The sequence below is a fragment of the Streptomyces cyslabdanicus genome (assembly GCF_052663305.1).
In genome coordinates, this window is record NZ_JBQRUW010000043.1 from 108,491 (window position 1) to 130,208 (window position 21,718).

Consider the following 21,718-nt stretch of genomic DNA (forward strand, 5'->3'; position numbering starts at 1 on the left):
CAGATACGCGCCCGGCGATCAGGCGGGGACGATGTTCTCCGCCTGCGGGCCCTTCTGGCCCTGCGTGACGTCGAAGGAGACCCGCTGGCCCTCCTGGAGCTCACGGAAGCCCTGGGTCGCGATGTTCGAGTAGTGAGCGAAGACGTCGGGACCGCCGCCGTCCTGCTGGATGAAGCCGAAACCCTTTTCGGCGTTGAACCACTTCACGGTTCCCTGTGCCATGACTTTCTCCTTCTGTAGGCAGAGGCCCCATCCGGAGATGCCGGAAAAACAAATAATGCGCCCATAGGAGAAACATTCCCGTCAGGCGCACATAGGTTCATGGGTACCACAACTGCAACGTCAAAACCGTAGCACAGTCCGGCGGGTCCGCGCCGGGTCGACGGTGGACCCGAAGGCGACGATGGCGTGGCGGTCGGACACGGCCGGTGACCGGACCGGTTTCCCTCCGGCAGCGCCCCTACGTACTGTAGGGGGTCGGCTCGCCACTCAACCACCGACGGGGGACCCATGCAGGAAGCACGCGGTACGGGGCGGCCCGGTGCTTCGCCCGGGGAGAACGGGCAGGGCGGGCTCGGGCCGACCGTCGTCCTGCTCGTCGTCAGTCTTGCCATCGCCGCCGTCGGCGTCTATCTGCTGTGCGGCTTCGGGCTGCACAGCCTCAACCCGCGGCCGCGGCTGTTCCGGGCCGGTTTCGCCACGGCCGGGGTGATCGTCGCCGTGGTGGCGGCCGGCGCGGCGGTGGGGAACCTGGCGTGGCTGCTGACGGCGTCCCGCAGACGCACGGCCGCGGGCGGCCCCCCGCGCGGCGCGTCCGCCGAAGGCCGGCGCCCCGCGCGGGCCGCCGAGTAGACCCGGCCGCTCCCCACCGAGTGGACCCGGTTCCGCCTCAGGTGCCGCGGTCCGGGTCCCGGGCCGGACCGCGGGGCCCAATCGCCCCTCCGCCCGTGTCGTGGTGGCCCCGTTGGGCGCCCGCGGTGAACCCGATGACCGATCCGCCGCCCTCGCGGCGGAACGCGAACGGCGCGCCGCCGTGGGCCAGGGCCACCTCGCGGACGATGGACAGGCCGAGGCCGGATCCGGGCAGGGAACGGGCGTCCGCGGCGCGGTAGAAGCGGTCGAAGACGCGTATCAGGTCGCCGGCGGCGATACCGGGCCCGCGGTCGAGGACCTCGACGCGGACCATGCCCGGCCGTGCGGGTCCGGCGACGGCGATCTCGATGGGTGCCGTGCCCTCGCGGTCGAACTTGACGGCGTTCTCCACGAGGTTGGACAGGGCCCGCTGAAGCATGCCCGGCCGGCCCTGGATCGTGGTGTCTCCGCTGGAGCGGACCACGATGTCGCGTCCGCTGCGCCGGCGCGCCAGCCCCGCGACGTCCTCGGCGATGTCGGCGATGTCGACCCGCTGCACGGGCTCGGTGTCGGACTGCCCGGCCGCGAGGTCGACCAGTTCGTTGACCAGGTCGGTCAGTTCGCGGGCCTCCTGGGTCAGGTCGGCGACCAGTTCCTCGCGGGTGGCGGGCGGCAGTTCGTCGATGCGGCGCAGCAGGGAGATGTTCGTGCGCAGGGAGGTCAGCGGTGTCCGCAGTTCGTGGCCCGCGTCCTGGACCAGGCGGCGCTGGTCCTCCTCGGACTGGGCGAGCCTGCCCAGCATGCGGTCGAAGGAGCGGCCGAGGCGGCCCACCTCGTCGTAGCCGGTGACGGGCACCTCGACGCCGAGCCGCCGGGTGCGGGCGACGTCCTCGGCGGCGGAGGTGAGGACCACCAGCCGGCGTGTGATGCGGCGGGCCAGCCACCAGCCGCACAGGCCGGCGGCGACCACCACGGCGCCCATCAGGATCAGGGTGCGCTGCTGGAGCGCGCGCAGCAGGTCCTCGGTGTCGCTGAACTCCTGGGCGACCTGCACGGCGCCGTGGCCCTTGCCGAGGGCGACGGTCGCGACCCGGTACACCTCGCCCCCGACGACCACGTCCTTGTACTCGACGGCCTTGCCGGCCTTCGCGGCGGCGGCAACGGCCTTGTCCTGGGCGGTCACGGGCAGCGGCGGTGTGCCGTGGTCGACGATCTCGCCGTGGGCGCCGAGCACCTGCACGTTGGTGCGGTTGGGCCGGACCAGCTCGTGCCCGGGGCGGGAGGAGGTGAAGTCCGCGGGCATCAGCTGGTAGCGCCGCACCTCGTCCTGTACGTCCTGGACGACCTGCGTGAACACCGACTGCTGGTCCACCCGCACCAGCCGGGCGGCGGAGTTGTACGACAGGATGCCGACGAGGACGGTGACAGCGGCGGTCACCGCGGCGAACGACACCGCGAACGTGGTCCGCAGCGACGACAGCCGGGGCCGCGGTCTGTCCAGCAGCCGCGCGAGGCGGCCCACTCAGTCCTCCCGGAGCACGTAGCCCACGCCTCGGACCGTGTGGATCAGCTGCGGCGCGTTCGGCTCGTCGAGCTTGCGGCGCAGGTAGCCGACGTAGACGGCGAGGTTCTTGGAGCCGGGGCCGAAGTCGTAGCCCCAGATCCGGTCGTAGATGGTGGAGTGGTCGAGCACGATCCCGGCGTTGCGGACGAGTAGTTCGAGCAGTTCGAACTCGGTGCGGGTCAGCTCCAGCTCGCGCGTGCCCCGCCACACCCGGCGGGCCTGGAGGTCCATGCGGATCCCGGCCGCCTCGATCTGCCGCTCGGGCACCTGCGGCTCCTTCGCGGATACGTCCCCCGCGCCGGCCGCGCCGCCCGCGCCGACGCCGACCGGGCTGGTGCGGCGCAGCAGGGCGCGCAGCCGGGCGAAGACCTCCTCGACGTCGAACGGCTTGACGACGTAGTCGTCGGCTCCGGCGTCCAGGCCGGCGATCCGGTCGGCGGTCTCCACCAGGGCGGTGAGCATGAGGATCGGGGTGCGGTCGCCCTCGGCCCGCAGCACCCGGCAGACCTGGAGCCCGTCGATGCCCGGCATCATCACGTCGAGGAGGAGGACGTCCGGCGGGTTCTTGTGGGCCTGGGCGAGTGCCTCGACGCCGTCGGCGACCGCCGTCACGTCGTAGCCCTCCAGTGTCAGGGCACGCTCCAGGGCGTGACGGATGGCACGGTCGTCTTCGGCGAGGAGCACAGTCTGAGGCACCCGTCCAGTCTGCCAAGGCCGCGGGCCCGCGGCCGATACGAATGGGCCTACGATCACCCTTTTTACCCGCCTCTCACCGACTCGGGGGCAACGCGGCGGGCCGTCTACCGTCCTCTCACCGGCGGCGGCGTCTTCGGCCCGCCCGTGTCCCTCCCGTGCAGCACGAACGCGTCACTTCCTCAGCGCCGCCAGCTGCTCCGCGAACGGCACCACCGTGAACCCGTCGGCCTGCTCCGGCACGGAGGCCTGATCCGGGGCGGAGGCCTGCTCCGGCACGGTGGGCTGCTCCGGCACGGTGGGCTGCTCCGGCCGCCGGCTCGCCGACAGCCCCGTCATCAGCGCCGCCAGCTCCCGCGCGGCCCGCGCGATCCGCTCGGGCAGGCCCTCGGCGCCCCAGTCCTCGGAGGCGGCGTAGACGCCGGTGGGGACGACGACGGCCTTCAGGTACGCGAAGAGCGGGCGCAGCGCGTGGTCGAGGACCAGGGAGTGCCGGGCGGTTCCGCCGGTCGCGGCGATCAGCACCGGCTTGCCCTCCAGCGCGCTCTCGTCCCGTACCCCGAGCACGTCGAAGAAGGACTTGAACAGTCCGCTGTAGGAGGCGGAGAACACCGGCGTGACGACGATCAGCGCGTCCGCCTCCGCGACCGCGTCCAGCGCGTCGGCCAGGGCCGGGCCGGGGAAACCGCCGGTGAAGTTGTGCGCGATCTCCACGGCCAGGTCCCGCAGTTCGATCACGCGCACGTCCCCCGCGGCGTGCTCGGCGGTCGCGGCCGCCAGCCGGTCGGCCAGCAGCCGGGTGGAGGACGGGACGCTCAGCCCCGCCGAGACGACGACGAGCTTCATGCGGTGCTCACCTCTTCCTCGTTCCCGGGCCGGCTCGCGGCGGGCAGGGAGCCACTGGCGGCGGGCAGGGAGCCATGGGTGGGCGCGTCCGGCACGCCCGCCGGGCGGCCCTTGGCGAACTCCTCGCGCAGTACCGGCACGACCTCCTCGCCGAGCAGGTCGATCTGCTCCAGCACGGTCTTCAGGGGCAGGCCCGCGTGGTCCATCAGGAACAGCTGGCGCTGGTAGTCGCCGGCGTACTCGCGGAAGGACAGCGTCTTCTCGATGACCTGCTGCGGGGAGCCGACGGTCAGCGGGGTCTGGGCGGTGAAGTCCTCCAGGGAGGGCCCGTGGCCGTAGACCGGCGCGTTGTCGAAGTAGGGACGGAACTCGCGGACCGCGTCCTGGGAGTTCCTCCGCATGAACACCTGGCCGCCGAGCCCGACGATCGCCTGCTCGGGCGTGCCGTGCCCGTAGTGGGCGTACCGGGCCCGGTACAACTCGATCATCCGCTTGGTGTGGTCGGCCGGCCAGAAGATGTTGTTGTGGAAGAAGCCGTCGCCGTAGTACGCGGCCTGCTCGGCGATCTCCGGGGAGCGGATGGAGCCGTGCCAGACGAAGGGCGGTACGCCGTCCAGCGGGCGGGGCGTGGACGTGAAGCCCTGCAACGGTGTGCGGAACCTCCCCTCCCAGTCGACGACGTCCTCGCGCCACAGCCGGTGCAGCAGGGCGTAGTTCTCGACGGCGAGGTTGATGCCCTGCCGGATGTCCTGCCCGAACCAGGGGTAGACCGGGCCGGTGTTGCCGCGGCCCATCATCAGGTCCACCCGCCCGTCGGCCAGGTGCTGGAGCATCGCGAAGTCCTCGGCGATCTTCACCGGGTCGTTGGTGGTGATCAGGGTGGTGGAGGTGGACAGGACCAGCCGCTCCGTGCGCGCGGCTATGTAGCCGAGCATGGTGGTCGGGGACGACGGCACGAACGGCGGGTTGTGGTGCTCGCCGGTCGCGAAGACGTCCAGGCCGACCTCCTCGGCCTTCAGCGCGATGGCGACCATGGCCTTGATCCGCTCGCGCTCGGTCGGCGTACGCCCCGTGGTGGGGTCCGGCGTGACGTCGCCCACGCTGAAGATCCCGAACTGCATGGCCACTCACCCTCCAAGTTGTTGACAGTTCAACTATACCTGCCCAACCGTCCCCGTTCCGGAAGTATTCCGCCCTCCCCGCACGACGACCGAGCAGAGGGCTCGTGCGAGGCTGCCCCCATGCTGATCCTGCGCTCCGCCGCCCTCTTCGTCGTCGCCGCGCTGTTCGAGATCGGCGGCGCCTGGCTGGTCTGGCAGGGCGTGCGCGAGCACCGCGGCTGGATGTGGGCCGCCGGCGGCGTCCTCGCGCTCGGCGCGTACGGCTTCGTCGCCACCTTCCAGCCCGACGCCCACTTCGGCCGCGTCCTCGCCGCCTACGGCGGGATCTTCGTCGCCGGTTCGATCCTGTGGGGCATGGTCGCCGACGGCTACCGGCCCGACCGCTGGGACGTGACCGGCGTGCTGGTCTGCCTGGCCGGCATGGCCGTGATCATGTGGGCACCACGGAACGGCGGCTGACCTTCACCTACTCTGGGCAGAGCGACCGAACGCACCACACCTCCGCCCCGAGGAGCCGCCCATGGCCACCGCCGCCCCGTCCGCCGCCTCCCGCATCGCCGTCGTGACCGGTGCGAGCAGCGGCATCGGCGCCGCCACGGCCCGGCAGCTCGCGGCCGCCGGCTACCGGGTCGTCCTGACCGCCCGCCGCAAGGACCGCATCGAGGCGCTGGCCGAGGAGATCAACGCGGCCGGCCACTCCGCCGCCGCCTACCAGCTGGACGTCACCGACCGCGCGGCGGTGGACGAGTTCGCCACGGCCTTCCAGGCGATCGGTGTCCTGGTCAACAACGCGGGCGGGGCGCTGGGCGCCGACCCCGTCGCCACCGGCGACCCGGCCGACTGGCGCACCATGTACGAGACGAACGTCCTCGGCACCCTCAACCTCACCCAGGCCCTCCTGCCCCGGCTGGAGGCCAGTGGCGACGGCACGGTGGTCGTGATCTCCTCCACCGCCGGCCACGGCACCTACGAGGGCGGCGGCGGCTACGTCGCCGCCAAGCACGGCGCCCACGTCCTCGCCGAGACCCTCCGCCTGGAGATCGTCGGCAGGCCGGTCAGGGTCATCGAGATCGCCCCCGGCATGGTCAGGACGGACGAGTTCGCCCTCACCCGCTTCGGCGGCGACCGGGAGAAGGCCGCCAAGGTCTACGCCGGCGTGGCCGAGCCCCTGACCGCCGACGACGTGGCCGACACCATCACCTGGGCGGTCACCCGCCCCAGCCACGTCAACATCGACCTCCTCGTCGTCCGCCCCCGGGCCCAGGCGTCGAACACCAAGGTCCACCGGGAGCTGTGATGGCCGACGACCGCGACGACCACCGCGACCGGGATGCGGAGCGCGCCCGGCTCGCCCTGGAGAAGAAGCGCGAACGGTACGTCTGGTACTACCTCGGCTACTTCCTCTTCGGCATCCACGTCGTCGCCTTCGTCATGATCTACGCGGTCCGCCACGCCAAGTAGCCGTAGCTCACGGCTCTCTTCACCCACGGGGACGAACCTCACCGATCACCCGAACAGCAGACGAACTGTCGATCTAGGCTCGCGCCACAACCTCAGACGACGGCCCTCGGCCGGGACCGGCATCCCGGTCGAGGACCCGACCAACAAGGAAGTAGAGGCTTCCCTGTGGCTGACTGCGAGCCTAACGCTCACCCGTTCATGGACCTCATGGTCCCCAAGTACGCGTACATGTTCGGCTTCTTGCAGGCGGACGGGCATCTGTACCAAGGGGCGGGTCGGAAAGGAAGACTGTCCGTCGAGATCAATGCTCGGGACGTCGACCTGCTGCACGCGTTTCGGAAACTGACGCCGTACTACAGCAGGATCGCCGAACGCACCCGGTCGACGAACTTCGCCGAAACCCACCGATCTGCCGTCTGGACCCTGTGTTCGCTGGAGGCGAGGACCAAGCTCAACGAACTCGGCCTGCCCTACGGCCGCAAGTCGAAAACCATCTCTCCACCAGACGGTCACTTCTCGGAACGCGACTACCTCCGGGGAGTCATCGACGCCGACGGGTCGCTGGGACACACCAAGCAGGGTTGGCCCTTCATCGCTCTGACCACGGCCAGCACAGCGATCGGCGCCTACCTGTGCTGCTACGCGCAGCAGGTCACAGGAGCAGGGCGCACCCTGAAACGCAACACACGGGACGGCATCTACAACGTCCTGTACACGAAGGAGAACGCCCAGAGGCTGGCAGCCGACCTCTATTACGAAGGCTGTCTGGCGCTGCAACGCAAGAAGACGGCAGCCGACTCACTGAGCATGTGGGTCCGGCCCGCCGACATGAGGGTCGCGCCAGAACGCCGACGATGGGCCGCATGGGAGGACCACGTGCTGCTGCGGCTGAACAATGACACTGCGGCCGCCGAGCAACTGAAGCGTACTGAGAAGAGCTGTTCCATCCGCCTCTGGCGTCTGCGCACCGGCCGAGTGCCCATGCCGAGCGGTCAGTAGCGAACTGAACACGGCCCCCGGTTCCAGCCGGGGGCCGTGGGCCTCAGCCCTTCACGCAGACGACCTGCTTCAGCTTCGCCACGACCTCCACGAGGTCCCGCTGCTGGTCGATGACCTGCTCGATCGGCTTGTAGGCGCCCGGGATCTCATCCACGACGCCGGAGTCCTTGCGGCACTCCACCCCTTGCGTCTGATCCTCCAGGTCCCTCGTGGAGAAACGGCGCTTGGCAGCGTTGCGGCTCATGCGGCGGCCGGCGCCGTGGGATGCCGAGTTGAACGCCTTCTCGTTACCGAGGCCTTTCACGATGTACGTAGCCGTTCCCATCGAGCCCGGGATGATGCCGAGATCACCGGCACCCGCCCTGATCGCTCCCTTGCGGGTGACCAGGAGGTCCATCCCCTCGTAACGCTCTTCAGCCACGTAGTTGTGGTGACAGCTGACCTCCATCTCGAAGGTCGGCTTCGCCTTCTTGAACTCCCTGCGGATCACATCCTTGAGGAGAGCCATCATGATCGAGCGGTTGTACTTCGCGTACTCCTGAGCCCAGTAGAGGTCGTTCCGGTAGGCGGCCATCTGCGGGGTGTCCGACACGAAGACGGCGAGGTCACGGTCGACCAGGCCCTGGTTGTGCGGGAGCTTCTGAGCAACGCCGATGTGGTGTTCGGCGAGCTCCTTACCGATGTTGCGCGAACCGGAGTGCAGGGTCAGCCAGACCGAACCCTCGGAATCGACCGATACCTCCAGGTGGTGGTTGCCGCTGCCCAGCGTGCCCATCTGCCGGAGAGCCCGCTCCTGGCGGAACCTGACCGCCTCGGCCACCCCGTCGAACCGCCCCCAGAACCCGTCCCACCCCGCGGTGGCCAGGCCGTGGAAACGTCCCGGGTCGACGGGATCGCCGTGCATCCCCCGCCCCACCGGGATCGCCTGCTCGATCTTCGAGCGGAGGCGGGACAGGTCGCCGGGGAGGTCGCCGGCGCGCAGCGAGGTCTTCACGGCCGACATTCCGCAGCCGATGTCCACGCCCACCGCCGCCGGGCATACCGCGCCCCGCATCGCGATGACCGAGCCGACCGTCGCGCCCTTGCCGTAGTGCACGTCCGGCATGACGGCGAGGCCCTTGATCCAGGGGAGGGTCGCGACATTGCGAAGCTGCTGCATCGCCACGTCCTCGACGGTCGCCGGGTCGGCCCACATGCGGATCGGGACCTTCGCGCCCGGTATCTCCACATACGACATATCGACCTCATTCCCCCGAAAGAACACAGAAATCCAGAAACGCAATACCGGCGCCAAGGTCGACGAAACAGGACATCGGACCGGCGTCCACGGCAGTGCGTGCGATACACATTGTCTCCGGAGAGCGGCCCCGCCCGGCAAGCGAATAACCAGCGGGGCCATCGAAAGCGAGAGGAGCCTGACCGTGCTGCGGAAGGCGTACGTACCCGGTGCTGCCGCGCTCCTCGCGGCGCTGCTGCTGGGCGGCTGCACCGGCGGTTCGTCGAGTGGCGGCCAGGCGGACAACGCCAACCCCGGCGGCGCCGACGCGACGGCGCCGGCGGCCCAGCCGGGCCGGTACCGGACGCTTCCGGAGGCCTGTCACGCGGTCGGCGACAGCACCCTCGACGCGCTGCTGCCCGGCATCAGGCAGATCACGGACGCGGACCAGCGGGAGAAGGCCTACGCGGGCCAGGCGACGCTCACGTACGACACCGACCGCAAGGTCGGATGCCGCTGGAAGGTGGAGTCCCCGGACGCCACCGACCACCTCTACGTCGACTTCGAGCGGGTCGTCTCCTACGACAACACGGTCAGCGACGACAGCCAGGCCGAGTCGGTCTTCGCCACCAAACGGGCGGCCGCCGACCTTCCCGAGCCGACCGCCAGCGGGAACTCCGCCTCCACGCCGGAGTCCAAGGCCGCCTCCGACTCCGGCAGCACCCCGTCGCCCTCGTCATCCTCGGCGTCTTCGTCGCCTTCGTCGTCCTCGTCGTCCTCGTCGTCCTCGTCGTCCCCCGGCTCCCCTTCCTCCTCCGAGGCCACCTCCGGCGATGCCGCTCCGGCCGACCTCCAGCCCCGGATCCTGAGCGGTCTCGGCGACGAGGCGTTCCTCGACGACGTGCTCGGCAGCGCCGGTTCGACCGCCGGGCAGCGCACCGTGACTGTGGCATTTCGCACGTCCAACGTGGTCGTGACCATCGTCTACGAGGAGCAGCCGGCGACCGTCGGCGTGGTCCCGGACAGCAAGGAAATGCAGGACAAGGCAAGGAAACTGGCGGCTCGGCTGGACGATTCACTGGGTGGTTGACGGCCCCCGCGCGACACCCACCGCCTCCGCGCTCAGTACGACGAAAGAGATCGCACATCTGTCTCACCGCGTACGGTGGCCCCTCGGACCCGATCCCGACCGCAGGAACCACGAGCGTCATGAGTGAAGGAACCATGCAGCGAGAAGAGCGAGCCCCGCGCACCCCGCGCGCGAAGCGTCCGAACCGCGTCCTTGTCTGCGCGATATCCGTCCCCGTGATGCTGCTGGCCTCGGCCTGCTCCTCCTCGGACTCCGGTTCCGGTTCCGGTGCCCAGCAGACTCCGGCGGGCGATGTGAAGGGCTCCGCGAGCGCGAGCCCGTCACCGACGGTGCAGGCGGCGGCGTACGGGAAGCTGCCCCAGGCCTGCAAGGTGCTCTCCGACAAGACGCTCGGTGAACTGGTCCCGAAGGGCGTGAAGTCGGGCAAGGAGAGCTCCTCCAGCGACCTCTCCACGCGCGCCGGATGCTCCTGGAACAGCCTGGACAACAACGGCGTGAAGGGCTCTCAGTTCCGCTGGCTCAACGTGTCACTGCTGCGTTTCACGTCCGACGCCACCCGCGGCACGGGCGAGAAGCAGGCGCATGACTTCTACCAGCGGCAGGTGCAGGACGCGCAGCACGTGGCGGACGCGCAGCACGTGACCTCGGAGCCGGTGTCCGGGACGGGCGACGAGGCCACGGTGGTGCGCTACGACCTGAAGAAGAAGGAAGGCGCCTTCAAGCAGCAGACGGTCGTGGCGCGGGCCGAGAACGTGGTCGTCACCCTCGACTACAACGGCGCCGGTCTGGCCGGCGACAAGACCCCGAACGCCGACGACCTGACGAAGGCCGCACAGAAGGCGGCCAACGAGGCGGTGTCCGCGGTCGCGACGGCGAACGGCGCGTCCGGCGGTGCGGCGCCGAGCAGTTCCTCGTCCTCCTCGTCCACCGCGTCCCCCTCCGCCTCCTCGTCCCCCTCGGCGTCCAAGTCCCCCGCGAAGTCGGCCTCGCCGTCGAAGTCGGCGTCCAACGGCTGACCCACGGACGGCCCGTGGAAGCGGAGCAACAGGACCGGTACTCCACCCCTCGCACAGATGTGCCACTCTGTTGCGCGCAACAACACGCAAGGGGAGGGAGTTACCGGTGGCCACGCCACAGCTGACCCGGATGCACCGCGTTCTCATCGGCGTGGTCGTCACGGGTGCCGTGATCATCGCCGGTATCGGCTTCGCGGGTTCGTACGCGGCCGTCCGTGAACTGGCCATCAAGAAGGGCTTCGGGAACTTCAGTTATGTCTTCCCGATCGGCATCGACGCGGGCATCTGCGTGCTGCTCGCCCTGGATCTGCTGCTGACCTGGATCCGGATCCCCTTCCCGCTGCTGCGCCAGACCGCGTGGCTGCTGACGCTGGCCACGATCGCCTTCAACGGCGCCGCCGCCTGGCCGGACCCGCTGGGCGTGGGCATGCACGCGGTGATCCCGGTGCTGTTCGTGGTCGCCGTGGAGGCGGCACGGCACGCGATCGGCCGGATCGCGGACATCACGGCGGACAAGCACATGGAGGGCGTCCGCCTGACCCGCTGGCTGCTCTCCCCCGTGCCCACCTTCCTGCTGTGGCGGCGGATGAAGCTGTGGGAGCTGCGCTCCTACGACCAGGTCATCAAGCTGGAACAGGAACGTCTCGTCTACCAGGCCCGGTTGCGCTCCCGCTTCGGCCGGGCCTGGCGCCGCAAGGCCCCGGTGGAGTCCCTGATGCCGCTGCGTCTCGCCCGGTACGGCGTCCCCCTGGGGGAGACGGCCCCTGCGGGCCTGGCGGCGGCGGGCATAGAACTCCCGGCGCTCCTGCCGGCACCCGCTCCGGCTCCCGCCCCGGCGGCGTCTCAGAGCGAGCAGCTCCCCGAGTTGGTCCCCGCTCCCCACGCCGAACAGCCCGAACATGCTCCCGCGCCGGTACCGGCGTCCGATCCGGAGGCGAACCCCTGGCTGCACGCCAGGGACCCCCAGCAGATCGAGTACCAGGGCGACTACGACCCCACCTACGAGCCGCCCTTCGACCCTCAGTACGCCGAGGAGCAGTACGCGGCCTGGTACGAGCAGGACCAGTACCAGCAGGACCAGTACCAGCAGGAGCAGCACCAACAGGAAGAACTCCCCCGGAACCAGTTCCCCGAGGAGCAGCCCTTCCCCGAGGAATCCCCGTCGGAGACGACCGGCAGCTTCCCCATCCCCTCGGGCCCGGGTCGCACCCGTGAGCTCGGAGAGGGCGGCGGTGCCCCGGAACCGACCGAGGAAGACTTCTACCTGGTCTTCAAGAAGTCGATCGACGGCAGCTATCCCACCTCGGGCCAACTGAAGGACGACGTGGAGGCGACGTACGGCGTCGCACTCCCGCAGCGTGACGCGGACCGCATGGTCAATCGCTTCACGAACCGCCACACGGCGGAACTGCAGGACGACCACATCGCCTGAACCTCGAACCGCGGAACACGAACGAGGGGCCCTCATGCGAGGGCCCCTCTTTCGTGCCGTTCCGCGGCGCTCCGCTACTCCCCGAGCAGGGCCCGCACCCGCTCCTGCCCCACCGCGAGCAGCAGCGTGGGCAGGCGCGGCCCGGTGTCGCGGCCGACGAGCAGGTGGTAGAGCAGCGCGAAGAAGGTCCGCTGGGCGGTCTTGATCTCCGGCGGCAGCTCCTTGGGCGTGGCGTCGGCGGAGAAGCCGGCCTGCACCTTGGGCACGCCGTACACGAGGTGGGTGAGCCCGTCGAGCGACCAGTGGTCCTCGAGGCCGTCGAGCAGCAGCCGGATCTGCTGCTGGGAGGGCTCGTCGAGGGGCTTGAGCAGCTCGGTGTCGGGCTCCTCGCGGACGATGGTGCGCTGGTCGGCGGGGACGTGGGTGTTGATCCACGCCTCGGCCCTGTCGTACCGCGGGCGGGCCTCGTCGAGCGAGCCCAGCGGGTTGGCCGGGTCGAGCTCGGACAGGATGCGCAGCGCCTGGTCCTGGTGGCCGGCGGTGATGTCGGCGACGGACGCGAGCGTGCGGTACGGCAGCGGGCGCGGCGTCTTCGGCAGCTCCGCGGCGGCGGTGCCCACGGCCCGCGTGTACGCGGCGACGTCACCGGGCAGCGCCGACGTGTCGGCGACCTTGGCGGCGAGCTTGTCCCACTCGTCGTACAGGCGCTGGATCTCCTGGTCGAAGGCGATCTTGAAGGACTGGTTCGGCCTGCGCCGGGCGTACAGCCACCGCAGGAGCTGCGGCTCCATGATCTTCAGCGCGTCGGCCGGGGTGGGCACGCCACCGCGCGAGGACGACATCTTCGCCATGCCGGAGATGCCCACGAACGCGTACATCGGGCCGATCGGCTGCTTGCCGCCGAAGATCCCGACGATCTGCCCGCCGACCTGGAACGAGGACCCCGGCGAGGAGTGGTCGACACCGCTCGGCTCGAAGATCACGCCCTCGTACGCCCACCGCATCGGCCAGTCGACCTTCCAGACCAGCTTGCCGCGGTTGAACTCGCTGAGCCGGACCGTCTCCGAGAAGCCGCACGCGGTGCAGGCGTAGGTCAGCTCGGTGGAGTCGTCGTCGTAGGCGCTGACGGTGGTGAGGTCCTTCTCGCAGTTGCCGCAGTACGGCTTGTACGGGAAGTAGCCGGCGGAGCCGGAGCTGCCGTCGTCCTCGGAGGCGGCGCCCGAGCCCTCCTCGGCCTCCAGCTCGGCCTCGTCCACGGGCTTCTGCTGCTTCTTGGCCGGCTTGGGCTTGGTGCGGTACTGGGCGAGGATCGCGTCGATGTCGCCGCGGTGCTTCATCGCGTGCAGGATCTGCTCGCGGTACACGCCGGAGGTGTACTGCTCGGTCTGGCTGATGCCGTCGAACTCCACGCCCAGCTCGGCGAGCGAGGCGACCATGGCGGCCTTGAAGTGCTCGGCCCAGTTGGGGTGCTCCGAGCCCTTCGGGGCCGGGACGGAGGTCAGCGGCTTGCCGATGTGCTCGGCCCACGACTCGTCGACGCCGGCGACACCGGCCGGGACCTTGCGGTACCGGTCGTAGTCGTCCCAGGAGATCAGGTGCCGTACCCGGTACCCGCGGCGGCGGATCTCGTCGGCGACGAGGTGCGGGGTCATGACCTCGCGCAGGTTGCCCAGGTGGATGGGGCCGGACGGCGAAAGACCGGACGCGACGACGACCACCGGAGCGGTAGCGACTGATGTCACTGCGCCCGGGGCCCGACGCTCCGACTCCTCGATGACGTCGTCCGCGAAACGGGAGACCCAGTCGGCGGTCTCGGTGCTCTGAGCCACGATCGGCACGTCCTCTTTCCCTGAAGTTTCTCTGAAGGTTCTCCGTGGGCGGCCGCTACGGTCGCACGGCTGACCGCTCCATTGTCCCAGGCGGGCCGGTATCCACGAAAACCCCTTTTCAACGCATGGGACGGGCACGGGCGGTCCGGCGTTCGCCCGGCGACCGGAAAACTCGCTTTACCCCGCGTGGGATACTGGCTCTGTCTATCCATCCCCACGAGGAGAACGGCACCCTTTCCTATGGCCTCGGTCACGTCCCTCACCGCTTCCGTCCACCAGCGCCTCGCGTCCGCCCTCTCGGCCACCCTGCCGGAGACCGCCGCCGCGGACCCGCTGCTGCGACGCAGCGACCGGGCGGACTTCCAGGCCAACGGCATCCTGGCGCTGGCGAAGAAGGCGAAGGCGAACCCGCGGGAGCTGGCGACCCAGGTCGTCGGGCACGTGGTCACCGGTGACGTGATCAAGGACATCGAGGTCTCGGGACCCGGCTTCCTCAACATCACGGTCACGGACAGCGCCATCACCGAGAACCTCGCGGCGCGGGCCGCCGACCCGGACGGCCGGCTCGGCGTGCCGTACGCGGAGCAGCCGGGCACGACGGTGATCGACTACGCCCAGCCGAACGTGGCGAAGGAGATGCACGTCGGCCACCTGCGGTCCGCGGTGATCGGCGACTCCGTGGTCCAGCTCCTGGAGTTCGCCGGCGAGAACGTGGTCCGCCGGCACCACATCGGCGACTGGGGCACCCAGTTCGGCATGCTCATCCAGTACCTGGACGAGCACCCGCACGAGCTGGACCACAAGGCGTCCCAGGTGAGCGGCGAGGAGGCGATGTCGAACCTCGACCGCCTCTACAAGGCCGCGCGCAAGCTGTTCGACTCCGACGAGGAGTTCAAGACGCGGGCCCGGCGCCGGGTGGTGGACCTCCAGGCCGGCGACCCGCACACGGTGGCCATGTGGCAGAAGTTCGTGGACGAGTCGAAGATCTACTTCTTCTCCGTCTTCGAGAAGCTGGACATGGAGGTCCGGGACCCGGACATCGTCGGCGAGTCCGGCTACAACGACATGCTCGCCGAGACCTGCCGGCTGCTGGAGGAGTCCGGCGTGGCGGTCCGCTCGGAGGGCGCGCTGTGCGTCTTCTTCGACGACGTCAAGGGCCCGGACGGCAACCCGGTCCCGCTGATCGTCCAGAAGTCCGACGGCGGCTACGGCTACGCGGCCACCGACCTGTCGGCGATCAGGGACAGGGTCTTCAACCTCAAGGCGAACACCCTGCTGTACGTGGTGGACGCCCGGCAGTCCCTGCACTTCAAGATGGTCTTCGAGACCGCGCGGCGGGCCGGCTGGCTGAACGACGACGTGACGGCGTACCAGCTGGCGTTCGGCACGGTGCTCGGCAAGGACGGCAAGCCCTTCAAGACCCGTGCGGGCGAGACGGTCCGCCTGGTCGACCTGCTCGACGAGGCGATCGAGCGTGCCTCGGCGGTCGTCCGGGAGAAGGCGCAGGACCTCTCGGAGGAGGAGATCGCCGAGCGGGGTGCCCAGGTGGGCATCGGCGCGGTGAAGTACGCGGACCTGTCGACCTCGGCGATCCGGGACTACAAGTTCGACCTGGACCAGATGGTCTCGCTGAACGGCGACACGAGCGTGTACCTGCAGTACGCGTACGCCCGTATCCGGTCCATCCTCCGCAAGGCCGGCGAGACCCGTCCGGTGGCCCACCCCGAGCTGGAACTGACCGAGGCGGAGCGGGCGCTCGGCCTGCACGCCGACGCCTTCGCGGAGACGGTGCGGGAGGCCGCCGCGGAGTACGCCCCGCACAAGCTGGCCGCGTACCTGTACCAGCTGGCCTCCCTGTACACGACGTTCTACGACAAGTGCCCGGTCCTGAAGGCCGAGACGCCGCAGCAGGTGGAGAACCGCCTGTTCCTGTGCGACGTCACGGCCCGCACCCTGCACCGGGGCATGGACCTGCTGGGCATCAGGACCCCCGAGCGCCTCTGAGGGCCCCGGCGCTTCCGAGGCCCCGCACGTCACGCCTTACGGCCGCACGCGTCACGCCGTGCGGCCGATGGCCCCGTAGACGCTGATGTCCTCGTCCGTGACGTCGTTGGGGTCGTGGTACTTGATCCGGTCGATGAAGTCCAGGGAGGCGAGGTACTCGGGGCTCGGCGCCCGGAGCACGGGGGCCGAGCCGTCGGGCCGCCAGCGGTGCACGGGAACCAGGCCCGGGTCGGCCGTCTTCAGTCCGTTGTCGCCGAAGAACCGCTCGATCTGGTCCCGCGACCGGAGTACGAAGGTCAGTCCGTTCTTCTTGAACGACTGCGCCACGTTGGCGCTCTCCTCCGGGTTGAGGTCGCTGGCCAGGTGGCTCAGCACCAGCCAGCTGCCCGGGGGCAGCGCGCCCAGCAGTTCCCGGACCACGTCGTAGGCCGCCTCGTCCTCGATGAAGTGCAGCACCGCTGCCAGGCACAGCGCGACGGGCCGGTCGAAGTCGAGCGTGCGGGCCGCCTCGCGCAGGATGCGCCCGGGGTCGCGCAGGTCGGCGTCGATGTAGTCGGTGCGTCCCTCGGGGACACTGGTGAGCAGGGCGCGCGCGTGCGCGAGCACGATCGGATCGTTGTCCACGTACACCACCCGCGTCTCGGGGGCGATGCTCTGGGCGATGTGGTGCACGTTCTGCGCGGTCGGCAGGCCCGCGCCGATGTCGAGGAACTGGCGGACGCCCTCCTCCCGCACGAGTGCGGTGACGGCGCGGCGCAGGAAGTCCCGGTTGTGCCGGGCGGTGAGGAAACCGCGCGGGTGGTTGGCCATGGCCGCGGCGGCCGCCTCCCGGTCGACCGGGTAGTGGTCCTTGCCGCCGAGCAGGACGTCGTAGACCCGGGCCGGGTGCGGCTTGGTGGAATCGATCCTCTTCCTCAGCTCGGCGGAGTCGTGGCTGAAGGCATCACCGGACATCGGACGTCTCCCTGAGAGGTCGGCTGATCGTCAACAACCTAACTCCCAGGGCGACTTGGCCGTTCCCGGTTTCCGGGTGCCGGCGTTCGGCCGGGGCCCCTCAGCGCAGCTTCTGCGCGACCTCGGTGGCCCAGTAGGTGAGGATGTTGCGCGCCCCGGCCCGCTTGATGCCGGTCAGGGCCTCCAGGATGGCCCGGTCCCGGTCGATCCAGCCCTTCTCGGCGGCGGCCTCGATCATCGAGTACTCGCCGGAGATCTGGTAGGCGGCGACCGGCACGTCCGAGGCGTCGGCGACCCGGGCAAGGACGTCGAGGTAGGGACCGGCCGGCTTGACCATCACCATGTCGGCGCCCTCCTCCAGGTCGAGGGCCAGCTCCCGCAGCGACTCCCGCTGGTTCGCCGGGTCCTGCTGGTAGGTCTTGCGGTCGCCCTGCAGCGAGGAGCCGACCGCCTCCCGGAAGGGCCCGTAGAACGCGGACGAGTACTTGACGGTGTAGGCGAGGACGGCCACGTCCTCCCGCCCGATCTGGTCCAACGCGTCCCGGACGACGCCGATCTGCCCGTCCATCATCCCGCTGGGGCCCACGACATGAGCGCCGGCGTCGGCCTGGACCTGGGCCATCTCGGCGTACCGCTCCAGCGTGGCGTCGTTGTCGATCCGCCCCTCGGCGTCGAGGACACCGCAGTGGCCGTGGTCGGTGAACTCGTCCAGGCACAGGTCGGACATGACGAGCAGCTCGTCCCCGACCTCGGCGCGCACATCGCGCAGCGCGACCTGGAGGATCCCGTCCGGGTCCGTCCCCGCCGTCCCGAGGCCGTCCTTCTTCTCCTCCTCCGGCACCCCGAACAGCATGATTCCGGAGATCCCGGCCTCCACCGCCTCGGCGGCCGCCTTCTTCAGGCTCTCCCGCGTGTGCTGCACCACGCCGGGCATCGCCGAGACCGGCACGGGCTCGCTCACGCCCTCGCGGACGAACGCGGGCAGGATGAAGTCCGCCGGGTGCAGCCGGGTCTCGGCGACCATGCGCCGCATGGCGGGGATGGTACGCAGCCGGCGAGGACGCGTACCGGGAAAGGATCCGTACTTCGTCATGCCCTCTACGCTACGCCCGCCGCCCCGGTGCCTTTGCCGACGGGGAGTCGGCCGGTGCGGGGCGCCGCGTCGGCGCCGCCCCGCCGTCCCCGGGCCGTGCGTCAGGGGGTTTTCAGGGCGCCGGGTGCCAGTCCGAGTTCGGCCTCGGCGAAGGTGCGGACCATGTCGGCGATCGGTTCGGCCCGGCGGTCGGCGCTGGTGTTGATGTAGGCGCTGGTGCCGTCGATCACGACGAGGACGCGCACGGCCGACGCCCAGGGGTCGTCGCAGCGGAACTCCCCGGCTGCCACTCCGGCGGTGATGAGCCGCTCTATGCGCCGGCACCAGAGCAGTTCCTGGTCCACGACGTGCTCGTGGAGTGCGGGCCGGTAGCGGGAGAGGTGCCGTGCGTTGAGCCACAGCCTGCTGACGTTGTCGAAGTCGGCGCTGGAGATCAGGGTGAAGAAGCGCCGTAGCGTGCGCAGCGGGCTGTCGTCCCCGGAGTCGCCCGGTTCCCCCGTCCGTCCCTCGGGGAGCAGGCTGTCGAGTTCGGCCATGGTGGCGCTGGTGAAGGCCTCGGCCACGAGCTTGTCGGCCGCGGGGAAGTAGTGGCCGACGAGTCCTGACTGGACGCCGAGCTCGTCGGCGACCCGCCGCAGGGTGACGCACTCGAGACCTTCCGTGAGCCCGATCCGCGCGGCACTGGTGACGATCTCGCTCCGGCGCTCGGCCGGCGCCTTGCGGACTCGCTTTCCTGGACCCCTTGACGTCATGCCCGGAATGTTATTGAGTATGCGACCAATTAGGAAATTGGCCACGCGGCCAATAGCCGTGGACATCAGGAAGCCGCTGATCAAGGGGATCCCACCCCGCCACCAGGCCCCGGCCCCCGTCCCGGCCGAGCCGGCACCTCCGGCACGCACCACCGTCAGGAGACGCACGTGAACGACACTCCCACCGACGCCGGTGACCTCGCCGAGTACGGCTACCGGCAGGAGCTGAGACGCACCCTGACCCCGTGGGCCGTGTTCGCGATCGGGTTCGCGACCATCTCCCCCGTGGTCGGCATCTACGCCGTCGTCCAGCTCGGGTTCGTCTTCGCGGGCCCCGCATGGATCTGGGCGGTCGTCGCGGCCTTCCTCGGCCAGTTGCTGACCGCCGTCGTCTACGCCGAGCTGTCCTCCCAGTTCCCCATGACCGGCGGGGTCTACCAGTGGGTGCGCCGACTGGGCGGACCGCGGCTCGGCTGGCTGGTGGGCTGGATCTACCTCGCCTCGGCCGTCGCGTCGCTGGCCACGGTGGCCTACCTGGGGGCGGGCTGGCTGCACATGCTCTTCGGTCACGGAACGCCGTCGGCGACGACCCTGGTGCTCCTCGGCGTGGTCTTCATCGCCGTGGCACTCGGGATCAACCTCCTCGGCGTCAACCCGGTGAAGCACTTCCTCAACGCGGGCATCCTCGCCGAGGGCGTCGCCTCCGTCGCGATCAGCGTGATCCTGCTGCTCTTCGTGCGCCACAACGGCTTCGGGACGCTGTTCGACACGCTGGGAGCCGAGGCGGCCTCCAAGGGGTCCGTCCTGGCCGGTTTCCTGACCTGTCTCGCGGTGGCCGGCTGGGCGTTCCTCGGCTTCGACGCGACCACGCAGGTCGCCGAGGAGACCGAGCAGCCCCGGCGCAGCGTGCCGCGTGCGCTGCTGCGCGCCTACCTGTTCGTCGCCTTCACGGTCCTGCTGACCGGGCTCGCGGTGACGCTCTCACTGCGCCGGCCCGGGGACGCCGTGTCCGGCAGGACGGCGGACCCGGTTCTCACCGCGGTGACCGACGGGCTGGGCGGATGGAGCGAGAAGCCGTTCGTCGTCGTCGTTCTGATCGCGTTCTTCGCGTGCGCCATCTCGATCCAGACGTACATCGGACGAGCCGTCTACTCGTTCGCCCGCGACCGGCAGCTGCCCTTCTCCTCGACGCTCGCCACCATCGGCCCGCGGCAGATCCCGTACGTCTCGCTCATCGCGACGGCCGTGCTGGCCGGCCTCGGGCTGCTGCTCGGGCTGAACGGCAATGCCGCCGCGACCCTGATCGCGTTCGGCTCCGGCGGCTTCTACTTCATCTTCCTCACCGTCGCCGTCGTGGCGCTCGCCGCCCGGTTGAGCGGCCGGTGGAACCCCTCCGCCGGGGCGCTGCGGCTGGGACGGACCGGCCTGGTGGTCAACGTGCTCGCCGTGGTGTGGCTGCTCTTCGAGGCGGTCAACATCGCCTGGCCCCGCGCCGAACTCGCCCCGGTCGGCGGCAGCTGGATCCAGGTCTGGGCCGTGATCCTGGTCTTCTCCGTGCTCTTCGCCATCGGTCTCGTCTACGTCGCGGTCGCCAAGCCCCACACCAAGCTCCCCCAGAACCCGGCCCCCGAAAAGGTGAAGGTGTCCTGATGCCGTCGAAACCGTCCCCGACCCTCTCCCCGGCCTTCTCCCCGGCCATCGTCTTCGACCCGGTCTCGGGGCTGCGGTCGCAGGACGTCTCCCTCCGGTCCGCCGGGCCGGGCGAGGTCGAGATCGACGTGCGCGCGGCCGGCGTGTGCCACTCGGACCTGCACATCGTGACCGGCGACTGGCCCACCGACCGACCGCTCGTGCTCGGACACGAGGCGGCCGGGGTGGTCACCGCGGTGGGGCCCGGCGTCTCCTCCGTGCGGCCCGGCGACCACGTCGTGCTGTCCTGGTTCGCGCCGTGCCGGCGCTGCCGCAAGTGCGTGGCCGGGATGGCGTGGCTGTGCACCGGCACCCGGGCCGTCGCCAACACGCTGCCCGACGGGACCACCCCGTTCACGGACACCGAGGGCGAGGCGGTGTGGCCCTACCTGGGCCTCGGGGCGTTCACGAACCGGCTGGTCGTACCCGAGTCGGCGGCGGTGAAGGTCCCCGAGGAGCTGCCGTTCAGCATCGGCGCCCTCCTCGGCTGCTCCATCACCACCGGTATCGGCGCGGTCATGAACACCGCCCGGGTCCGCCCCGGCGAGTCCGCGGTCGTCATCGGCACGGGCGGCGTGGGGCTCAGCGTGGTCATGGGCCTTCGCCTGGTGGGCGCCGACCCCGTCGTCGCCGTCGACCTCTCCCCCGAACGCCTCGCCGTGGCCGAGCGGTTCGGCGCCACCCACACACTCGACGGGGCCGGGACCGACGTCGCGGCCTGGTGCCAGGACGAACTCGGCGGCGTGGACTACGCCTTCGAGGCGATCGGAAGCCCGAAGGTCATCGAGACCCTCCCGGACATGCTCACCTCCGGCGGCGCGGCGGTCCTGGTCGGGATGGCACCGACCGGCGCGACCGGGTCGTTCAACCTGTTCGACCTCGCCGACCAGGGCAAGCGGATCCTCGGCTGCAACTACGGCTCCAGTGTCGGGGAGATCGACATCCCCAAACTGGCCCGCCTCTACCTGGCCGGCCGGCTGCCGCTGGACGACCTGATCGGCAAGACCCGGCCCCTCGCGGAGACGGCGGAGGCGTTCGACGACCTCAGGTCGAACACCGGGGTCAGAACGATCCTGACGCCGTGAACCGCCCCGTGACCGGCAGCCG

The 21,718-nt window shown here is 70.3% G+C and carries 21 protein-coding genes; 11 read left to right on the forward strand and 10 right to left on the reverse strand.

Annotation, left to right across the window (positions count from 1 at the left end):
* Positions 1-18: 18 nt before the first annotated feature.
* Positions 19-222, reverse strand: coding sequence for a cold-shock protein (locus tag ACTYVM_RS26030; RefSeq protein WP_023544341.1), 204 nt, complete (start codon positions 220-222; stop codon positions 19-21).
* Between the two features lie 288 nt (positions 223-510).
* Between ACTYVM_RS26030 and ACTYVM_RS26035 the strand changes: the two genes are divergently transcribed.
* On the forward strand, positions 511-852 hold the full coding sequence (locus ACTYVM_RS26035; protein WP_445528287.1) for a hypothetical protein: 342 nt from the start codon (positions 511-513) through the stop codon (positions 850-852).
* Positions 853-889: 37 nt separating this feature from the next.
* Here the strand turns inward: ACTYVM_RS26035 and ACTYVM_RS26040 are convergent, their stop codons facing one another.
* The 4 genes from ACTYVM_RS26040 to ACTYVM_RS26055 form a co-directional block, all read right to left on the reverse strand.
* Positions 890-2,374, reverse strand: coding sequence for a sensor histidine kinase (locus ACTYVM_RS26040; protein ID WP_445528288.1), 1,485 nt, complete (start codon positions 2,372-2,374; stop codon positions 890-892).
* Entirely contained in the window at positions 2,375-3,100 is a 726-nt protein-coding gene (locus tag ACTYVM_RS26045) for a response regulator transcription factor (RefSeq protein ID WP_445528323.1), read from the reverse strand.
* A 183-nt stretch (positions 3,101-3,283) separates the two neighbouring features.
* On the reverse strand, positions 3,284-3,955 hold the full coding sequence (locus ACTYVM_RS26050) for a CE1759 family FMN reductase (RefSeq protein ID WP_445528289.1): 672 nt from the start codon (positions 3,953-3,955) through the stop codon (positions 3,284-3,286).
* Entirely contained in the window at positions 3,952-5,076 is a 1,125-nt protein-coding gene (locus tag ACTYVM_RS26055) for an LLM class flavin-dependent oxidoreductase (RefSeq protein WP_445528290.1), read from the reverse strand. The genes ACTYVM_RS26050 and ACTYVM_RS26055 overlap by 4 nt, the downstream gene beginning before the upstream one ends.
* A 120-nt stretch (positions 5,077-5,196) precedes the next feature.
* On the opposite strand from ACTYVM_RS26055, the gene ACTYVM_RS26060 reads away from it, so the two are divergent.
* From ACTYVM_RS26060 to ACTYVM_RS26075, 4 genes are all read left to right on the forward strand, one after another.
* Positions 5,197-5,535 carry a YnfA family protein gene (locus ACTYVM_RS26060; protein ID WP_361420948.1) on the forward strand — a complete coding sequence of 113 codons (339 nt, stop codon included), beginning with the start codon at positions 5,197-5,199 and terminating at the stop codon, positions 5,533-5,535.
* A 61-nt stretch (positions 5,536-5,596) separates the two neighbouring features.
* Positions 5,597-6,373 (forward strand): SDR family NAD(P)-dependent oxidoreductase, encoded by a 777-nt coding sequence (locus ACTYVM_RS26065; RefSeq protein WP_445528291.1) that lies wholly within the window; start codon positions 5,597-5,599, stop codon positions 6,371-6,373.
* Positions 6,373-6,537 (forward strand): hypothetical protein, encoded by a 165-nt coding sequence (locus tag ACTYVM_RS26070; RefSeq protein ID WP_445528292.1) that lies wholly within the window; start codon positions 6,373-6,375, stop codon positions 6,535-6,537. The genes ACTYVM_RS26065 and ACTYVM_RS26070 overlap by 1 nt, the downstream gene beginning before the upstream one ends.
* Before the next feature lie 198 nt (positions 6,538-6,735).
* Entirely contained in the window at positions 6,736-7,536 is an 801-nt protein-coding gene (locus ACTYVM_RS26075) for a hypothetical protein (protein ID WP_445528293.1), read from the forward strand.
* A gap of 43 nt (positions 7,537-7,579) precedes the next feature.
* Here the strand turns inward: ACTYVM_RS26075 and ACTYVM_RS26080 are convergent, their stop codons facing one another.
* Entirely contained in the window at positions 7,580-8,773 is a 1,194-nt protein-coding gene (locus ACTYVM_RS26080) for an RtcB family protein (protein WP_445528294.1), read from the reverse strand.
* A 184-nt stretch (positions 8,774-8,957) separates the two neighbouring features.
* Here ACTYVM_RS26080 and ACTYVM_RS26085 point away from each other — a divergent pair, with 184 nt between their 5' ends.
* The 3 genes from ACTYVM_RS26085 (at position 8,958) to ACTYVM_RS26095 (ending at position 12,290) form a co-directional block, all read left to right on the forward strand.
* Complete coding sequence (locus ACTYVM_RS26085; protein WP_445528295.1) at positions 8,958-9,842, forward strand: DUF3558 domain-containing protein; 885 nt, start codon at positions 8,958-8,960, stop codon at positions 9,840-9,842.
* Between the two features lie 119 nt (positions 9,843-9,961).
* Positions 9,962-10,858: a DUF3558 domain-containing protein gene (locus ACTYVM_RS26090; RefSeq protein WP_445528296.1), complete on the forward strand. Its 897-nt coding sequence runs from the start codon at positions 9,962-9,964 to the stop codon at positions 10,856-10,858.
* A 130-nt stretch (positions 10,859-10,988) separates the two neighbouring features.
* A complete protein-coding gene (locus ACTYVM_RS26095) occupies positions 10,989-12,290 on the forward strand; it encodes a DUF2637 domain-containing protein (RefSeq protein ID WP_445528324.1) in 1,302 nt (433 codons plus the stop codon).
* A 74-nt stretch (positions 12,291-12,364) separates the two neighbouring features.
* Here ACTYVM_RS26095 and lysS read toward each other — a convergent pair whose 3' ends face one another.
* Positions 12,365-14,128 (reverse strand): lysine--tRNA ligase, encoded by a 1,764-nt coding sequence (gene lysS, locus ACTYVM_RS26100; protein WP_445528297.1) that lies wholly within the window; start codon positions 14,126-14,128, stop codon positions 12,365-12,367.
* A 231-nt stretch (positions 14,129-14,359) separates the two neighbouring features.
* Between lysS and argS the strand changes: the two genes are divergently transcribed.
* A complete protein-coding gene (gene argS, locus ACTYVM_RS26105; RefSeq protein WP_400033248.1) occupies positions 14,360-16,123 on the forward strand; it encodes an arginine--tRNA ligase in 1,764 nt (587 codons plus the stop codon).
* A gap of 51 nt (positions 16,124-16,174) precedes the next feature.
* On the opposite strand, the gene ACTYVM_RS26110 is transcribed toward argS, so the two are convergent.
* The 3 genes from ACTYVM_RS26110 to ACTYVM_RS26120 all read right to left on the reverse strand — a co-directional run bounded on the left by ACTYVM_RS26110 (position 16,175) and on the right by ACTYVM_RS26120 (position 18,922).
* Positions 16,175-17,077 (reverse strand): SAM-dependent methyltransferase, encoded by a 903-nt coding sequence (locus tag ACTYVM_RS26110; protein WP_445528298.1) that lies wholly within the window; start codon positions 17,075-17,077, stop codon positions 16,175-16,177.
* Positions 17,078-17,177: 100 nt separating this feature from the next.
* Positions 17,178-18,170 (reverse strand): porphobilinogen synthase, encoded by a 993-nt coding sequence (hemB, locus tag ACTYVM_RS26115; protein WP_445528299.1) that lies wholly within the window; start codon positions 18,168-18,170, stop codon positions 17,178-17,180.
* Positions 18,171-18,271: 101 nt separating this feature from the next.
* Positions 18,272-18,922: a TetR/AcrR family transcriptional regulator gene (locus ACTYVM_RS26120; RefSeq protein ID WP_445528300.1), complete on the reverse strand. Its 651-nt coding sequence runs from the start codon at positions 18,920-18,922 to the stop codon at positions 18,272-18,274.
* Between the two features lie 168 nt (positions 18,923-19,090).
* On the opposite strand from ACTYVM_RS26120, the gene ACTYVM_RS26125 reads away from it, so the two are divergent.
* Together ACTYVM_RS26125 and ACTYVM_RS26130 are read left to right on the forward strand one after the other, a co-directional pair.
* Entirely contained in the window at positions 19,091-20,572 is a 1,482-nt protein-coding gene (locus ACTYVM_RS26125; RefSeq protein WP_445528301.1) for an APC family permease, read from the forward strand.
* Positions 20,572-21,696 carry an alcohol dehydrogenase catalytic domain-containing protein gene (locus tag ACTYVM_RS26130; RefSeq protein ID WP_445528302.1) on the forward strand — a complete coding sequence of 375 codons (1,125 nt, stop codon included), beginning with the start codon at positions 20,572-20,574 and terminating at the stop codon, positions 21,694-21,696. The genes ACTYVM_RS26125 and ACTYVM_RS26130 overlap by 1 nt, the downstream gene beginning before the upstream one ends.
* Positions 21,697-21,718 lie beyond the last annotated feature (22 nt).

Excerpts from the sequence above, each read along its gene's own strand:
- ACTYVM_RS26035 (WP_445528287.1), top strand. The coding sequence starts at position 511 with ATGCAGGAAGCACGCGGTACGGGGCGGCCCGGTGCTTCGCCCGGGGAG.
- argS (WP_400033248.1), top strand. The coding sequence starts at position 14,360 with ATGGCCTCGGTCACGTCCCTCACCGCTTCCGTCCACCAGCGCCTCGCG.
- ACTYVM_RS26130 (WP_445528302.1), top strand. The coding sequence starts at position 20,572 with ATGCCGTCGAAACCGTCCCCGACCCTCTCCCCGGCCTTCTCCCCGGCC.
- ACTYVM_RS26065 (WP_445528291.1), top strand. The coding sequence starts at position 5,597 with ATGGCCACCGCCGCCCCGTCCGCCGCCTCCCGCATCGCCGTCGTGACC.
- ACTYVM_RS26030 (WP_023544341.1), bottom strand. The coding sequence starts at position 222 with ATGGCACAGGGAACCGTGAAGTGGTTCAACGCCGAAAAGGGTTTCGGC.
- ACTYVM_RS26060 (WP_361420948.1), top strand. The coding sequence starts at position 5,197 with ATGCTGATCCTGCGCTCCGCCGCCCTCTTCGTCGTCGCCGCGCTGTTC.
- ACTYVM_RS26120 (WP_445528300.1), bottom strand. The coding sequence starts at position 18,922 with ATGACGTCAAGGGGTCCAGGAAAGCGAGTCCGCAAGGCGCCGGCCGAG.
- ACTYVM_RS26055 (WP_445528290.1), bottom strand. The coding sequence starts at position 5,076 with ATGCAGTTCGGGATCTTCAGCGTGGGCGACGTCACGCCGGACCCCACC.
- ACTYVM_RS26070 (WP_445528292.1), top strand. The coding sequence starts at position 6,373 with ATGGCCGACGACCGCGACGACCACCGCGACCGGGATGCGGAGCGCGCC.
- ACTYVM_RS26095 (WP_445528324.1), top strand. The coding sequence starts at position 10,989 with ATGCACCGCGTTCTCATCGGCGTGGTCGTCACGGGTGCCGTGATCATC.
- ACTYVM_RS26110 (WP_445528298.1), bottom strand. The coding sequence starts at position 17,077 with ATGTCCGGTGATGCCTTCAGCCACGACTCCGCCGAGCTGAGGAAGAGG.
- ACTYVM_RS26080 (WP_445528294.1), bottom strand. The coding sequence starts at position 8,773 with ATGTCGTATGTGGAGATACCGGGCGCGAAGGTCCCGATCCGCATGTGG.
- ACTYVM_RS26050 (WP_445528289.1), bottom strand. The coding sequence starts at position 3,955 with ATGAAGCTCGTCGTCGTCTCGGCGGGGCTGAGCGTCCCGTCCTCCACC.
- hemB (WP_445528299.1), bottom strand. The coding sequence starts at position 18,170 with ATGACGAAGTACGGATCCTTTCCCGGTACGCGTCCTCGCCGGCTGCGT.
- ACTYVM_RS26075 (WP_445528293.1), top strand. The coding sequence starts at position 6,736 with ATGGACCTCATGGTCCCCAAGTACGCGTACATGTTCGGCTTCTTGCAG.
- ACTYVM_RS26090 (WP_445528296.1), top strand. The coding sequence starts at position 9,962 with ATGAGTGAAGGAACCATGCAGCGAGAAGAGCGAGCCCCGCGCACCCCG.